This is a genomic window from Streptantibioticus cattleyicolor NRRL 8057 = DSM 46488 (genome assembly GCF_000240165.1).
GTDB classification, from domain to species: domain Bacteria; phylum Actinomycetota; class Actinomycetes; order Streptomycetales; family Streptomycetaceae; genus Streptantibioticus; species Streptantibioticus cattleyicolor.
The window spans coordinates 5870551-5885075 of sequence record NC_017586.1; the positions used below are offsets into that span (position 1 = coordinate 5870551).

Here is a 14525-nt window from a genome sequence, read left to right on the forward strand (position 1 = left end):
CTCCCGTACCGGCTGTTGCCCAAGTCCGACGAGGAATCCTTGGTCCGGGAACGCGGAGTTCAAACGTTCGAGCCGGGTGGGGGTGGTACCAGGCTCGCGGTTCACGGCGCCGGGTCGGCGGGCGGTCGCAGCGTGCCGGCCGCGCCGACGGCCACCACGCAGAACGCCACCGGGAGGAAGAACGCCAGGTTGAGCGGCATGACGTGGGTGAGCTGGCCGATCGAGGTGGGCCCGGCCAGCATGCCGAGGTAGCCCAGGCCCGCGACCCGCGAGACGTTGGCCCCGGCGGTGGCCCGGTCGACGTGGCCGGCCGCGCTGAACAGTTGGGGTACGCAGCCGGACAGGCCGAGGCCGAAGACCGCCCACCCGGTCAGGGCCAGCGCCACCCAGCCCGTCAGCGCGGTGACCGCCAGCCCGGCGGCGGCCAGCGCGGCCCCGTAACGCACCACCCGTACCGGGCCGAAGCGGGCGGCCACCCGGTCGGTGACCAGCCGGCCCAGGGTCATCGCGGTGGAGAAGGCGCCGTAGGCGAGGGCCGCGGTGCCGGCCGGCGCGTCGAGGACGTTGCGCAGATGGAGCACGCTCCAGTCGTTGGCGACCCCCTCGCACAGCATCAGCAGCAGCGCGAGCGCCGCCAGCGCCCACACCCGGGCCGGCACCCGCCGCCCGGAGGCGGCCCGGGGGAGACCGGCCGGGGCGGGCTCGGGCGGCAGCAGCGCGGGTGCGGCCAGGGCCGTCACCACCAGCCCGAAGACGGCCACCCCGGCCAGCGTGGCGGCCGGTCCCCAGCCGCGTCCCACCACGGCCGCGCCGGCCAGCGCCGCCAGCACCCCGCCCACCGAGAAGACGGCGTGGAACGCGGACATCACCGGCCGCCCGTACCCCCGTTCCACCTGCACCGCGTGGGTGTTCATGGCCACGTCCAGACAGCCGTTGCCGAAGCCCAGCGCGAACAGGGCGCCGCCCAGCGTCCAGGCGTCCCCGGCCAGCCCCGGCAGCACCACCGCCGCGCTGCACAACGCCGCCCCGGCCGGGACGATCCGGCGCCCCCCGTACCGGTCGGCGAGCGCCCCGCACAGCCGCATCCCGGCGAACGCCCCCACCCCGAGCAGCAGCAGGAGCGAACCGAGCACGGCGTGGGAGATGCCGGTACGGCGCTCCACCACGGGGATGTGCACGATCCACATGCCCATCACGAAGCCGTTGAGCGCGAAGAAGACAAAGGTGGCGAGGCGCGCGGCGCGCAGCGATCGATCCATGCCGCGACCATAACGAACAAGCTATGCGTTCGGAAGATTGATTTTCGAACACTCCTGGTGTTCGATTGCTTCATGGGAACGATGGGGAACGCCGACCGGCTGCGCCGGATCACCGAAGCCGTGCGCGGCGCGGAACGGCTGAGCGTGGCCGAACTCGCCGCGCTCACCGGCGCCTCGGAGATGACGATCCGCCGCGATCTGGAGACCCTGGCCGCCCAGGGCGTGCTGGAGCGGTACCGCGGCGGCGCCCGCAGCCTGCTGCTGCGCGGCGAGGAGCCGCCGTTCGCGCTGCGCGAGCGGGAGGCGGCCGACGCCAAGCGGCGGATCGCGGCCGAGACCGCCGCGCTGCTGGCCGACGGCGAGTCGGTGGTCGTCGACAGCGGCACCACCTGCCTGGAGGTGGCCCGCGCGCTGCGGGGACGCCGGATGACCGTCATGCCGCTGTCGCTGCCCGCGGCCAACGCGCTCACCGGCGCCGGCCGGATCCGGCTGCTGCTCCCCGGCGGCGAGCCCCGCCCCGGCGAACTCGCCCTCACCGGACCGCTCACCGAGGCCTCGCTGGCCGCCCTGCGCTTCGACACCGCCGTCATCGGCTGCTGCGGCCTGACCGCCGAGGACGGCCTGACCGCCTACGACCTCGCCGACGCCGCGGTCAAGCGGGCCGCCATCGCCTCGGCCCGCCGCGTCGTCGTGGTCGCCGACGCCGCCAAGCTCGGCCGCACCGCCCTCGCCCGGGTGACTTCCGCCTCCGCCGTGCACGCCGTGGTCACCGAGGAGTCCGCGTCGCCGGAGGAGACCCGGGCGCTGGCCGCCGAGGGGGTCACCGTCCGCCTGGTGTGACGCGCGCCGGCTCACCCGGCCCGGACGCGGGCGGGCGGCAGGCGGGTCCGCGTCCACTCCAGCAACTCCTCGGCGCTCCAGGTGTTGACGACCCGCTCGGCGGGCACCCCGCACTCCTCGGCCCGGGCGCAGCCGTTGATCTGCCAGTCGAGCTGGCCGGGCGCGTGCGCGTCGCTGTCGATGGCGAAGAACACCCCCGCGTCCAGCGCCTGCCGGATCAGCCGGCGCGGCGGATCGAGCCGTTCCGGCCGGCTGTTGATCTCCACCGCGGTACCGAACCGGGCGCACGCGGCGAAGACCAGCTCCGCGTCGAACTCCGACTCCGGACGCCCCCGGCCGGTCAGCAGCCGCCCGGTGCAGTGGCCGAGCACGTCCACCAGGTCACTGGCGACCGCGGCCACCATCCGCCGGGTCATCTCCGGCGCCGGCATCCGCAGCTTGGAGTGGACCGAGGCCACCACCAGGTCCACCGTCTCCAGCAGCCCGGCCTCCTGGTCCAGCGAACCGTCCAGCAGGATGTCGCACTCGATCCCGCTCAGCAGCCGGAAGCCGGCCCCCATCCGCGCGTCCACCTCGGCCACCACGCCCAGTTGCTCCCGCAGCCGTTGCGCGGTCAGCCCCCGGGCCACCGTCAGCCGCGGCGAGTGGTCGGTCAGCACCGCCCAGTCGTGCCCCAGGTCACGCGCCGCGCGGGCCATCTCCTCGATCGGGCTGCCCCCGTCGGACCAGTCGGAGTGCAGATGGCAGTCACCGCGCAGCGCCGCCCGCAGCCGCTGCCCGCCGGGGAGAGGAGCCTGCCGCGCCTCCTCCTCCAGCCGCGCCAGATAGCCCGGGGTTCCCCCGGCCAGCGCCTCGGCCACCACGGCCGCCGTCTTCGGGCCGAGCCCGCGCAGCTCGTGCAGCGAACCCCGCTCGGCCCGCCGCGCCACCTCCGCCGCGGGCAGCCCGCCGATCACCCCGGCCGCGGTACGGAACGCCCTGACCCGGTACGTCGGGGCCTGCGCCCGCTCCAGCAGGAACGCGATCCGCTCCAGCGCCTCCACCGGTTCCACGGCACGGCTCCTTCCGGTCCGCGGCCGGCCCGCTCACTCGTGGGCGCGTACGTAGCTTCCGGCCGCGGTCTCGATCCGGTGCGCCAGCTCGGTGTCGAGCACGGTGAGGCCGCCCACCGAGTGGGTGGTCAGCGAGAAGTGCAGCGTCTTGTAGCGCAGGTCCACATCCGGATGGTGGCCCAGCTTCTCGGTCTCGACGGCGACCGCGTCCAGGATCCGGATCGCGGTGGGGAAGTCGTACGCCTCCACCGTGCGCCGCAGCGTGTTGCCCTCCCGGCGCCAGTCCTTCAGGTCGGCCATGGCTTCGTCGATCTGGGCGTCGCTGAGCAGCTCGGGCATGGTCTCGCTCCCGCTGGTCGGATAAGGACGGTACGGCGGTACCGGAACGGGTGCCCGCTGCGCGCCGGATCACGCCTGCCGCCGCGCCGCGCACCCTCCGGTCAGGCGGTGGGCACCGGACGCTGGATGCGCACGTAGGCGCCGCTGACCCAGCCGGGCCGGTCGGAGAGGCGGTACCAGGTGCGGTTGCCGTGCACCGAGCCGCCGGCCAGCCGGTAGCGCAGCGCCACCGTCGAGCAGCGCGGCAGCCGGCCCAGCTCCTCCGACTCCGGCGTCGGATCCTGCCGGATGGTCAGCCACTCCGGGACCACCTGGCCGTACCCGACGTTCTCGTCCCCGGTGCGCAGCGCCTTGACGCAGTGCGGGACGGGCAGCGTGGCGGCGGCCCGGTCGCCCGGGTCGGCGGCGCCCAGCAGCGGCACCACGGCGGCGGCAACGGCGGCCGGGGCGAGGAGCCGGACGGTGGCCCGGCGCGCGGTGGCCCGGCGCGCGGTGGAACGGCGGGCGGCGCGGCGGCGGGCACGGCCCGCGGCCGGCCGGGGCAGGGCCAGGGGCACAGGCAGACGGACGGTCACGCGGGAAAGCTAACCCGCCGCCCACCCGCCGCCCCGCCACCCGCCGCGTCGGCGACCGGGGAACACCCGGGCGGCCCACCGCACCGCCGCCGCCCAGGTCACCGCTGCGGGGCGGGCGACTTCCCGGTGGTCACCGCGATCCGGTTCCAGGCGTTGATGGTGAGGATCAGCGCGATCAGCTGGGCGAGCCCGGCCTCGTCGAAGTGGCGGGCGGCCTCGGCGTACACCTCGTCCGGCACCCCGTCGGGCAGCCGGGTGACGGCCTCGGCGAGCGCCAGGGCGGCCCGCTCCTGGTCGGTGTAGATCCCCCGGGTCTCCCGCCACGCGTCGAGCAGGTAGATCCGCTGCTCGTTCTCCCCGGCCCGGCGGGCCTCGACGATGTGCATGTCGAGGCAGTGGGCGCAGTGGTTGATCTGCGAGGCGCGGATCTTCACCAGCTCGGCCAGGACCGGATCGACCCCTTCCCGGGCCGCCGCGTCCAGCGCGATCATGGTCTTGAACACCTTGGGCGCGGCGCGGGCGAAGTCGAGCCGCTCCGCCGTCGTCGTCGTTGTCGTCGTCATGGGGACGACGTTAGGCCGCCGACCGGCCCAGGGTATGGTGCACTTCCGTGGCGGAATCGCGGGTCACTTCGACCAGGGGGACGGGTACCGACCTCCATCTCGACCTCACCGGCGGCCCGGGCGGCAAAGGGGTGCGCGCGGCGCTGATGGACGCCTTGCGCGAGGCCGTCCGCAGCGGCCGGCTCACCCCCGGCACCCGGCTGCCCTCCTACCGTTCGCTCGCCGCCGACCTCGGCATCGCCCGCAACACGGTCGCCGAGGCCTACGCCGAACTGGTCGCCGAGGGGTGGCTCACCGCCCGGCAGGGCTCCGGCACCCAGGTCGCCGAACGCGCCGAGCCGCTGCGCCCCGCCCGCCGCCCGCCCGCGCCCCCGTCCCGCCGTCGGCCGCGTCCCGCCTACGACCTGCGCCCCGGCAGCCCCGACGCGGCATCCTTCCCCCGCGCCGCCTGGGCCGCCGCCACCCGCCGGGCGCTCACCCGCGCGCCCAGCGAGGCCTTCGGCCCCGGCGACCCCCGCGGCCGTCCCGAGCTGCGCCAGGCGCTCTCCGACTACCTCGCCCGCGCCCGCGGGGTACGCACCGAACCCGACCGGATCGTGATCTGCGCCGGCTTCGCGCACGCCCTGCGCCTGATCGCCCAGGTGCTCCCCGGCCCGTTCGCCGTCGAGGGGTACGGCCTTTCCTTCCACCGCGGGTTGCTGGAGACCGCCGGGGCGGACACCCGGCCGCTGACCGTCGACGAACGCGGCGCCCGCACCGCCGAACTCGCCGGATCCGGCGCCACGGCGGCGCTGCTCACCCCGGCCCACCAGTTCCCGATGGGCGGCCCGCTGGACCCGCGGCGCCGGGCGGCGGCGGTCGACTGGGCCCGGGCCACCGGGGCGCTGGTGCTGGAGGACGACTACGACGGGGAGTTCCGCTACGACCGGCAGCCGGTCGGCGCCGTCCAAGGGCTCGACCCCGAGCACGTGGTCTACCTCGGGTCGGTCAGCAAGAGCCTGTCGCCCGCGCTGCGGCTGGGCTGGCTGGCGCTCCCCGGCCGCCTGGTGGACGAGGCGCTCGCCGCCAAGGGGGAACGGGAGCTGTGGGTCGGCGTGGTCGACCAGCTCGCCCTGGCCGACTTCCTGGAATCCGGCGGATACGACCGCCACCTGCGCCAGATGCGGCTGCGCTACCGGCGCCGCCGCGACCAACTGGTGGCGACCCTCGCCGAACGCGCCCCGCACATCGGCGTCACCGGCATCGCCGCCGGGCTGCACGCGGTGCTCCGGCTCCCGGCCGGCACCGAGGACTCCGTCGTCCAGGGCGCCGCCTGGCAGGGCCTCGCCGTCGAGGGGCTCGCCGCCTACCGCCACCCGCTCAACCCCCACCCGGCCCCCGACGGCCTGGTCATCGGCTACGGCACACCCCCCGACCACGCCTTCGGCGGCGCGCTGGACACGCTGTGCCGCACGCTGCCGCCGGCGGAGTAGCCCGCGCGCCCGACGACGCGAAGAACCGCCGGCCACGCCATAGGCTCGGCGCCATGGCTGTGACGGCTGCGCCGGACGGCCCCGTGCCGCAGCGGCGCGTGGGCGTGGTGGCCTCCTACGACTTCGAACGCGACCGGGAGCTGTGGCGCTGGGCGCCGCCCGAGGTCACGCTCTTCATGGCGCGTACCGCCCCGGTGTCCGGCGGCGACCCGCTGCTGATGTCCTCCGCGCTGGCCCGGCCGGAGCACCTGGCCCGGCCGACCCGGGAGGTGTGCGCGATCGGCGCCGAGGTGGTGGTGCTCGCCTGCACCGCGTGCAGCTTCGTGGCCGGCGCGGCGGGGGAGCGGGCGCTGCGCCGGGCCATGCTCGACTTCGGCGCGCCGACGGCGCTCACCACCGGGGAGGCGGTGGTCGACGCCTTCGCCGCGCTGCGGGTGCGCCGGATCGCCGTCGTCCACCCGTACCCGCCGCACGTGGCGCGGCGGTTGCGCGGCTTCCTCGCCGACTCCGGCCTCGACGTGGCCCGCCTCACCGGCCGGGAGCTGGCCCGCGACGGCACCCGCGCGCTGTCCTACGCGGACGTGGCGGCGCTGGCCCGGGACGGCGACGACCCCGGGGCCGAGGCGCTCTTCCTGGGCAGCACCGCGCTGCCCAGCTACGACCTGATCGCCCCGCTGGAGGAGGAACTCGGCAAGCCCGTGGTCTCCGCCAACCAGGCCGTGGTGTGGGCGGCGTTGCGCGCCCTGGGTACGGCCGCGTACGGCCCGGGGCAGCGGCTCGTCTCGGGTACGTGATCGTGATGACGGTGCGTAGTGGGCGGGTGGCCGTGCGCGATGTGGGCGCTTGGCGGTGACACCTCCGCTGACGTCCACGTTCGGCCCAGGCGGCCGGTTTAGGCCACGGTGCCCGGCGGAGCCGGACCTTCCGGGGCCCGCCGATGACAACACGCACCGTAAGCATGCATGATGAGCGGGTGTCAGCAGAATTCATATCGGCGGCACCTGTCGTGCCCAGCGCTTACTCCGACGCGGCTGCGCCTTACGCGGCCCCCGCGGCCCCGGAGCGGGAAACCTCCGCCCGGGGCCTGATCATTTTCCTGAACGGTACATCGAGTTCGGGGAAGACGAGTATCGCTCAGGAACTGCTGCGCATACTCGACGACCCCTTCTTCCACATGCCGGTGGACGCCTTCCACGCCATGCGCACCGGACGGGAGTTGGCCCCCGGCGATCTGCCCGCCGTGCTGCGCCGCACCTGGATGGGGTACCACCGCGCGGTGGCCGGCATGGCGGCGGCCGGCAACAACGTGGTGGTCGACCATGTGCTCAGCGAGCCGTGGCGGTTGCGCGACTGCCTGTCGCTCTTCCGCCCGATGGACGTGGTCCTGGTCGGCGTGCACTGTCCCCGGGAGGAGCTGGAACGCCGCGAACGCGACCGGGGCGACCGGCCGTTGGGGCTCGCCGCGCGCCAGCTCGACCAGGTGCACCGGCACGGTGTCTATGACATCGAGTGCGACACCGGACGGTTCACCCCGGCCCAATGCGCCCAGCACCTCAAGGAGTTCCTGGCCGACCGGCCGTTGCCGACCGCCTTCCAGCGGCTGTGGGACGTCGGCCCCCGTGGCTGAACCGCGCCGCGCCCGGCGGCCGTTGTCAGTGGATGCCCCTACGCTCGTCCCGTGCCTCCCGCCACCTGCCCCGCCGCCCTGCGCCAACAGCGCGCCCAGGCCGCCATCCGCGCCCTCACCGCCCGCCACCCCCTCACCCCGTCCCAACGCCTCGAACTCGCCCGATGGCAGCGCGAATGGCTCCACGCCTACCGAGACGGCCTGACCCGCGCAGCGTGACGCCCACGCGGCGCGTTCGTGGGAGTACGCGAGCGGGCGGTGGAGCCCGCCCCGGCCCCGTGGGGGCGCCCGTGTCTGACGCCCGCGCGGCGCGTCGAGGGGGGGCGGGCGTGGGCCCGGTGCGTCGGCCTGGCCGGTGGCGGCACCTGGGGAATACGCCGGTGCCCCGCCCCTGCCGGTGGGCTGCGCCGGCGTGACGGCCGCGCGGCGCGCTGCGGGTACGGGTGCCTCGCCCGGCTGTGCCGGACCCTCGGGGGCACGCCCGGAAGGCCGACTCAGCCCTGTGGGGGCTGCGCCCGGTGCCCCGGCCTGGCTGGTGGCCGCGCCTGCGGGGGAACGCGCGGGGGCCCCGCCCCTGCCGGTGGGCTGCGCCGAGGTGACGTCCGCGCGGCGCGCCGCGGGTACGGGTGCCCCGGGTACACAGAGCCCGGGCTGCCGGTGCCCGTCGGCGACGGGGTGGAACGCGTCGTGCTGTGCGCCGGGCCGTACTTCGCGCTGGAACGCCGGCGGGTGGGCAGCATGGCCCCGATGACCGTGCCGCTGGAGACCGCGGTGATCCTCAGCAACGCCGGCGCCCCGGTCACCGTCACGGCGGGTCGCCACGGCGAACACCTCGGCCGGGCCCGTACCCTGCTGCTCCCGGCGGCGCTGGAGCGGCTGGGGATCGGCGGCCCGGCCGACGTACTCCTGGGCTACCTGCCGGACCTGGAGGCCGACATCCGCCGCCCGCTGCTGGCCGCGGGGCGCGGCCCGGTAGCCGTGGCGGCGCTCGGCGAAGGGCTCGACGGGTCCTGACCCTGGCGTTACTAGGCTGCGTGGGGAGTGGTTGGGGCGCCCCGGCGCTGCCGATACTCGATGTGTCAGGCAGGACCGCGACACCTCCCACCGGAAGGCCGAGAGCCGTCATGGACATCTCCCGTACCCGCGCACCCGGGGACTCCGGCGCCCGGGTGCGCGACCGCGGAGCGCCCCGCGGTCGCACACCGCCGGGGGACGCCGTACCGTTCCGGCGGTCACCCGGCCGGGGCGGCGGCCTCCAGGTGTTCCAGCGCGGCGCCGAGCAGCCGGGTCAGCTCACCGGCGGTGCGCGGGGGCAGCCGGGCGAGCAGCCGGTCGCGCTCGGCGGCGGCGGAACGGGCGGCGGCCTTCGCCAACCGGGCGCCCTCGGCGGTCAGTTGGCACCAGGTGCTGCGTCCGTCGTGCTCGTCGGCCTCCCGGGTGAGGTATCCGACGGTGGCCAGTCTGCGGATGATGTTGCTGGTGCCGCCGGACGACAGGCCGCAGGAGGCGGCGAGCGCCGAGGGCTTGAGGCGGTGTCCGGGCCCGGGCGCCCGGTGCAGGGTCAGCAGGACGTCCATGTCGGCACGGGTGAGACCGGTCCGGGTGACGGCGGCGTCGGCGGCGGTGCCGAAGATCGTGGCGAGCCGGATGGCGCGGTCCACCAGTTCCACCGGCGGGCCGGACCGGGCCGGTGTGCCGCCGCCGTCGTCGTCCGCGGCGCCGTCGTCGCGTTCCGGTGAGGCGCCGGCCTCGTGTGGGTGATGTGTACCGGCCATGCCTCTCCTCTCGTGTGACGGAACGGCCTGCCGTGGACCCGGCCTTGGGGGCCGGCGCGGGGGTGGTGCCGTGGGTGAGGCGTGGCTGCTGGGCGTCCGCCACTGTCGGCTGGGGGACCCGGATGCGGCTGCCCGGGCCCCGATCGCTTGAGTCTATTCCTTGATTCCTTCTTGAAAAGCTTTCCTAACGGCTGCTTTCGGACAATTGCCGCCTGTTGTCGGCCGGTTGGGCGCCGTGTGCGGTGGTCCGGGTGGTTGCTCCCGTTGTTGTGCGGAGCTATCTTCCTTTTGGGAAAGCTTTCTAGAAAAGCAGATCCGTGGAGAAGGGCGGTCCCATGTCCTCATTGGAAGACCTGCGTGAGCTGGACGGCCACGCCCAAGCCGCGCTGGTGGCCGGAGGGGAGCTGACCGAGCGTGAGCTGGTCGAGGCCGCCATCACGCGGATCGAGACGTACGACGGGCTGGTCGGCGCGGTCGCCGTCCGCGCCTTCGACCAGGCGCTGGCCGCGCTGGACAAGCCGCGTACCGGGACCGGGCCGCACGGGCCGCTGCACGGCGTCCCGTTCCTGCTGAAGGACCTCGGCCCCACCGCCTCCGGCCTGGAGGCCACCATGGGGTCGGCGTTCCTGGCCGGCTACGTGCCCGCGCAGGGCAGCGAACTCGTCAACCGGTTCCGCGCCGCGGGCCTGCGCATCCTGGGCAAGACCAAGACCGCCGAGTTCGGCGCGTTGCCCACCACCGAGCCCCGCCACCAGGGGCCGACCCGCAACCCGTGGGACATCACCCGCAGCGCGGGCGGCTCCAGCGGCGGCGCCGCCGCGGCGGTGGCCGCCGGGATGGTGCCCGTCGCCCACGCCAACGACGCCGGCGGATCCATCCGCATCCCCGCCTCCGCCTGCGGGGTCTTCGGCCTCAAGCCCACCCGGGCCCGCACCCCGCTCGGCCCCGCGGTGGGCGACCTGATGAACGGCCTCGCCAGCGAACACGTCATCACCCGCACCGTGCGCGACAGCGCCGCCGCGCTCGACGCCATCGCCGGTCCCGCCCCCGGCGACCCCTACTGGGCGCCCCCCGGCCCCGGTTCGTACCTGGAGACCGTCGAACGCGGCCTGGTCCGCCCGCTGCGGATCGCCTTCACCACCCGGGCCGGCACCGGTCCGGTGGACCCGGTCGCGGTGGAGGCCGTCCACCGCGCGGCCCGGCTGTGCGAGGACCTCGGCCACGAAGTCACCGAAGCGGCACCGGAGATCGGCTTCGCCGACCTGGTCGACCCGTTCCTGGTGCTGTGGGCGGCCGGGGTCTCCTCCGCCATCAGCACCTACGCCGCGCTCAGCGGCCGTCCCCCGGTGCCCGACCTGTTCGAGGAGCTGACCTGGACGCTGTACGAGCGCGGCGGCACGCTGAGCGCCGCCCGCTACCTGATGGCCGTCGGCCATCTCCAGCGCGCCGCCCGCGGGCTGGCCCGCTTCCACCTCAAGTACGACGTCCTGCTCTCCCCGGTCACCGCCTGGCCCGCCCCGGAACTCGGGACCTTCGCGCACGGCACGCCGGACCAACAGCTCATGCGCGCCGTGGAGTTCGTGTACGACACCCCGCTGGCCAACCTCAGCGGACAGCCCGCCATGTCACTGCCGCTGCACTGGACCGAGGCGGGGCTGCCCATCGGTGTGCAGGCGGCCGGCCGTTTCGGGGACGAGGCCACCCTGCTCGCCCTCGCCGCCCAACTGGAGGACGCCCAGCCGTGGGCCCACCGACTGCCGGCCCTCACCGGCACCGGGCGTCCGAGATCGGAGAGCTAGCCCATGCTGAAGATCCACGTCGTTCCCCGGTCGAGCCCCACCTGGCTCGACGCGGCGGAACTGGTGCGCGTCACCTACCGGGACACCTACCGGGCGACGATCGCACCCGACCCCGACGCCTTCCTCATCGCCGCGGACGCCGCCGGGACCAGGCCCGACATCGTCAGCTGCGCCGGCATCACCTACGCCTCGGCCGGCCCGGTCTTCTCCGAGCGGTACCTGGGGAGCCGGTGCGAGACGGCGATCGGTGAGCGGTTCGGCCACCCCGTGGACCGCTCCCGGGTCATCGAGGTCGGCGCGCTGGCCAGCCGGGGCAGCGGAGCCGGCCAGGAGATCATCCGGCTCACCCCCATCATCGCCTGGTGCCTGGGGATGGAGTACATCCTGTGCACCGTCACCCGCGGGCTGCGCGCGGCGCTGGACCGGGCCTCCATCCCGTTCACCGTGCTCGCCCCCGCCGACCCCGGCGTCCTCGCCCCCGCCGAGCGGACCTCCTGGGGCAGCTACTACGACCAGGAACCGCAGGTCGGCGCCATCGACCTGCGGGTGCTCGCCGCGCTCTTCGCCGCCGCCACCGGCCGGTACTCCTTCGTCCGGCCCGAGGTGGCCCTGATCGGCGGGGCGCCGGCCGCCCCCGGACCCCGGGAGGTGCTCACCCGTGCGGGCCGTTGAACAGGCGCTGTCGCGGTACGCCGAGAGCGACCGGCCACTGGTCGAAGTGCTCGACGCGGACGGTGCCGTCGCCGCGAGCCACAGCTACCGTGCCGTCACCCGGGCCGCCCGCGCACTCGCCGACCGGATCGCCGGGCAGTTGCCGGCCGGCCGCGCGCCGCGGATCGGGGTGATCTGCGGCAACACCCCCGAGTTCGTCGTCACCGACCTGGCGCTGCTGGCGCTGCGGGCCACCGGGATCCCGGTGCCGCTGGCGTTCACCCGCGAGCAGGCGGCCAGCCTCCTCGACGGCGCCGACCTGTGCCTGACCGACGCCCAGGGCGCCGCCCGGCTGGCCGAGTGGGGCGCCGACGCGGTGCTCCCAGCCGGCTGCCCGGTGGTCGCCGCCGACCTGACCGCGCCGGCCACCGTCCCGTACCGCCTCACCGGTGCCGACGGCGACTGGATCAGCAAGGTCATCCACACCTCGGGCACCACCTCCCGGCCCAAGGGGGTGCGCATCCGGGCGCACGGCGTGGACGCGCTGCTGGGTTCCTTGCGTGAGGTCATGCCGGCCGGGGCCTTCACCCGCTACCTGTCCTTCGTCCCGTTCAGCCTCCTGATCGAGCAGGTCACCGGGTTGTACATGGTGCTGCTGGACGGCGGCTGCCTGACCCTGCTGCCGTCCTCGGCGGCGCTGGTCGGCACCGACGCCGGGGCGGGCGAGGCCGCGCTGCCCTACCTGGCCGCCGCCCGCCCGACCGCCGTGGTCGCCACCCCGGCCCTGGTCGCGGTGGTGGCGGACGCGGCCCGCCGGGCGCGCGCGGCCGGCGCCGACATCCCGCGCACCCTGTTCGGCACCGCCACCGCACCCCTGATCTGCTGCGGCGGCGCCCCCGTCCACCCCGGGACGCTGCGCGAACTGGACGCCCTCGGGCTGCCGGTGCACGAGGGGTACGGCCTGTCCGAGAACTCCTCGGTGGTCAGCTGGAACACCCCGGACGCCCGCCGGATCGGCACCGTCGGACGGCCGCTGCCGCACGTACGGGTCAAGGTCGCCGACGACGGTGAACTCCTGGTCTCCAGCACCTCGTTGTTCGCCGGCTACACCCGCGACGACCCCTCCAGCTGCCTGCTGCGCGACGGCTGGCTGCACACCGGCGACCTCGCCGCCATCGACGCGGACGGCTTCATCACCGTCACCGGCCGCAAGAAGAACATCATCATCACCGCGGCGGGCCGCAACGTCGCCCCCGAATGGGTCGAGGCACAGTACGCCCGGCTCCCCTTCGTCCAGGCCGTCGCGGTGGTCGGCAACGGACTGCCCGCGCTCCACGGGCTCTTCGTGCTGCGCCCCGGCACCGACCCGGACCAGGCCCGCGCCGCCATCGAGGCGTTCGGCGCGGAACACCTCTCCGAGGTCGAACGCGTCGCCCGCGTCCACCTGGTGGACGCCGGACAACAGCGGTACCGCCGCTACTTCACCGTCACCGGCCGTCCGATGCGCGCCGCCATCGAAGCCGATCTGACACAACATCAGTCAACGGAACCGACACAACATCAGCACGACGGCCCGGCCACCCGTCACCGGGCCGCCACCACCACACCCCACCCGCCCACCACCAGCAAGGGGAGATCCATGCCCACCACCCGCCCCGAGGTCCGCCCCTACGGCGCCGGAACGGGAAAGCTCGTGCTCGCCGGCCCCGGCCACCGCACCCTCGGCGACCTCGACCCGGCCGACACCATCGCCCTGCTCGCCGAGGCCGGCTTCCTCGTCCTGCGCGGCTTCGCCCCCTCGCTCGAAGACTTCTCGCTCTTCGTCAAGGCCCACTCCGCACGGGTCACCCTCGACCCGGCCCGCTCCTTCCACGGCGGCGACGTGGCGCAGAAGGTGGACGCCGGCACCGCCGCCGTCGGCCTCCACCTGGAGAACGGCAACAGCCCCTTCGTCCCCGACCTCACCTGGTTCCTGTGCGAACGCGCCGCCGCCACCGGCTCGCAGACCACCGTCTGCGACGGCTACCGGGTGTGGGACGCCGCCACCGACGCCGACCGGGCCGCCTTCGCCCAGGACATCGTGTACGGCCGCGGCGTCGAGGAGGACAAGTGGAAGCGGTTCGTCTTCCACCAACTCGGCGGCGAGAAGCCCCTCGACGCCATCACCCTGGACGACTTCCGGGCGCTGGCCGGCGACGACCCCGGCACCACCATCACCCCGCGCCCCGACGGCTCGGTGCACTACGCCCACCGCACCCCGGCGGCCCGCACCACGCTCTTCGGCGACCGGCTCTCCTGGGCCAACAGCGTCTTCGGGCCCTCCTACAACTACGAGCAGCCGGTCATCACCTTCGCCGACGGCACCCCGCTGCCCGAACCGCTCCTCGCCCGGATGAAGCGCCTCACCGACGACCTCACCGAGGACATCGACTGGCACGACGGCGACGTCGCCCTCATCGACAACACCCGCGTCATGCACGGCCGCCGGGCCATCGAGGACCCCGCCCGCACCGTCTACAACGCCCAGAGCTACCTCGACCGCGACCTGCTCCCGGGCACCGCGGCCTGACCGC

At 75.0% G+C, this 14525-nt stretch carries 15 protein-coding genes; 9 read left to right on the plus strand and 6 right to left on the minus strand.

Annotation, left to right across the window (positions count from 1 at the left end):
* Positions 1-101 precede the first annotated feature (101 nt).
* Positions 102-1259, minus strand: a complete 1158-nt coding sequence (locus tag SCATT_RS25880; RefSeq protein ID WP_014146164.1) for an MFS transporter — start codon at positions 1257-1259, stop codon at positions 102-104.
* Between the two features lie 81 nt (positions 1260-1340).
* Here SCATT_RS25880 and SCATT_RS25885 point away from each other — a divergent pair, with 81 nt between their 5' ends.
* Positions 1341-2099 (plus strand): DeoR/GlpR family DNA-binding transcription regulator, encoded by a 759-nt coding sequence (locus SCATT_RS25885; RefSeq protein WP_014146165.1) that lies wholly within the window; start codon positions 1341-1343, stop codon positions 2097-2099.
* 11 nt (positions 2100-2110) lie between these two features.
* Here SCATT_RS25885 and SCATT_RS25890 read toward each other — a convergent pair whose 3' ends face one another.
* The 4 genes from SCATT_RS25890 to SCATT_RS25905 form a co-directional block, all read right to left on the minus strand.
* Positions 2111-3151, minus strand: coding sequence for a PHP domain-containing protein (locus SCATT_RS25890; protein ID WP_014146166.1), 1041 nt, complete (start codon positions 3149-3151; stop codon positions 2111-2113).
* 33 nt (positions 3152-3184) lie between these two features.
* Positions 3185-3490: a 4a-hydroxytetrahydrobiopterin dehydratase gene (locus SCATT_RS25895; RefSeq protein WP_014146167.1), complete on the minus strand. Its 306-nt coding sequence runs from the start codon at positions 3488-3490 to the stop codon at positions 3185-3187.
* A 101-nt stretch (positions 3491-3591) separates the two neighbouring features.
* Positions 3592-4065, minus strand: a complete 474-nt coding sequence (locus SCATT_RS25900) for an SH3 domain-containing protein (protein WP_014146168.1) — start codon at positions 4063-4065, stop codon at positions 3592-3594.
* A gap of 98 nt (positions 4066-4163) precedes the next feature.
* Positions 4164-4628, minus strand: coding sequence for a carboxymuconolactone decarboxylase family protein (locus tag SCATT_RS25905; protein WP_014146169.1), 465 nt, complete (start codon positions 4626-4628; stop codon positions 4164-4166).
* Positions 4629-4675: 47 nt separating this feature from the next.
* On the opposite strand from SCATT_RS25905, the gene pdxR reads away from it, so the two are divergent.
* The 5 genes from pdxR to SCATT_RS25925 all read left to right on the plus strand — a co-directional run bounded on the left by pdxR (position 4676) and on the right by SCATT_RS25925 (position 8741).
* Positions 4676-6100 (plus strand): MocR-like pyridoxine biosynthesis transcription factor PdxR, encoded by a 1425-nt coding sequence (pdxR, locus tag SCATT_RS25910; RefSeq protein WP_014146170.1) that lies wholly within the window; start codon positions 4676-4678, stop codon positions 6098-6100.
* Between the two features lie 53 nt (positions 6101-6153).
* Positions 6154-6894 carry a maleate cis-trans isomerase family protein gene (locus SCATT_RS25915; protein ID WP_014146171.1) on the plus strand — a complete coding sequence of 247 codons (741 nt, stop codon included), beginning with the start codon at positions 6154-6156 and terminating at the stop codon, positions 6892-6894.
* 290 nt (positions 6895-7184) lie between these two features.
* Positions 7185-7727: a chloramphenicol phosphotransferase CPT family protein gene (locus tag SCATT_RS25920; RefSeq protein ID WP_042507690.1), complete on the plus strand. Its 543-nt coding sequence runs from the start codon at positions 7185-7187 to the stop codon at positions 7725-7727.
* Positions 7728-7778: 51 nt separating this feature from the next.
* Complete coding sequence (locus SCATT_RS39065) at positions 7779-7946, plus strand: hypothetical protein (RefSeq protein WP_014146173.1); 168 nt, start codon at positions 7779-7781, stop codon at positions 7944-7946.
* 438 nt (positions 7947-8384) lie between these two features.
* Positions 8385-8741 carry a hypothetical protein gene (locus SCATT_RS25925; RefSeq protein WP_014146175.1) on the plus strand — a complete coding sequence of 119 codons (357 nt, stop codon included), beginning with the start codon at positions 8385-8387 and terminating at the stop codon, positions 8739-8741.
* Positions 8742-8959: 218 nt separating this feature from the next.
* Here the strand turns inward: SCATT_RS25925 and SCATT_RS25930 are convergent, their stop codons facing one another.
* Positions 8960-9502 (minus strand): MarR family winged helix-turn-helix transcriptional regulator, encoded by a 543-nt coding sequence (locus SCATT_RS25930; RefSeq protein ID WP_014146176.1) that lies wholly within the window; start codon positions 9500-9502, stop codon positions 8960-8962.
* 335 nt (positions 9503-9837) lie between these two features.
* Between SCATT_RS25930 and SCATT_RS25935 the strand changes: the two genes are divergently transcribed.
* The 3 genes from SCATT_RS25935 to SCATT_RS25945 are packed head-to-tail and all read left to right on the plus strand — an operon-like array spanning position 9838 to position 14521.
* Positions 9838-11301, plus strand: coding sequence for an amidase (locus tag SCATT_RS25935; protein ID WP_014146177.1), 1464 nt, complete (start codon positions 9838-9840; stop codon positions 11299-11301).
* Positions 11302-11304: 3 nt separating this feature from the next.
* A complete protein-coding gene (locus SCATT_RS25940) occupies positions 11305-11973 on the plus strand; it encodes a thermostable hemolysin (protein ID WP_014146178.1) in 669 nt (222 codons plus the stop codon).
* The gene (locus SCATT_RS25945; protein ID WP_014146179.1) at positions 11960-14521 is read left to right on the plus strand and encodes an AMP-binding protein; all 2562 of its coding nucleotides are present in this window, start codon (positions 11960-11962) and stop codon (positions 14519-14521) included. The genes SCATT_RS25940 and SCATT_RS25945 overlap by 14 nt, the downstream gene beginning before the upstream one ends.
* Positions 14522-14525 lie beyond the last annotated feature (4 nt).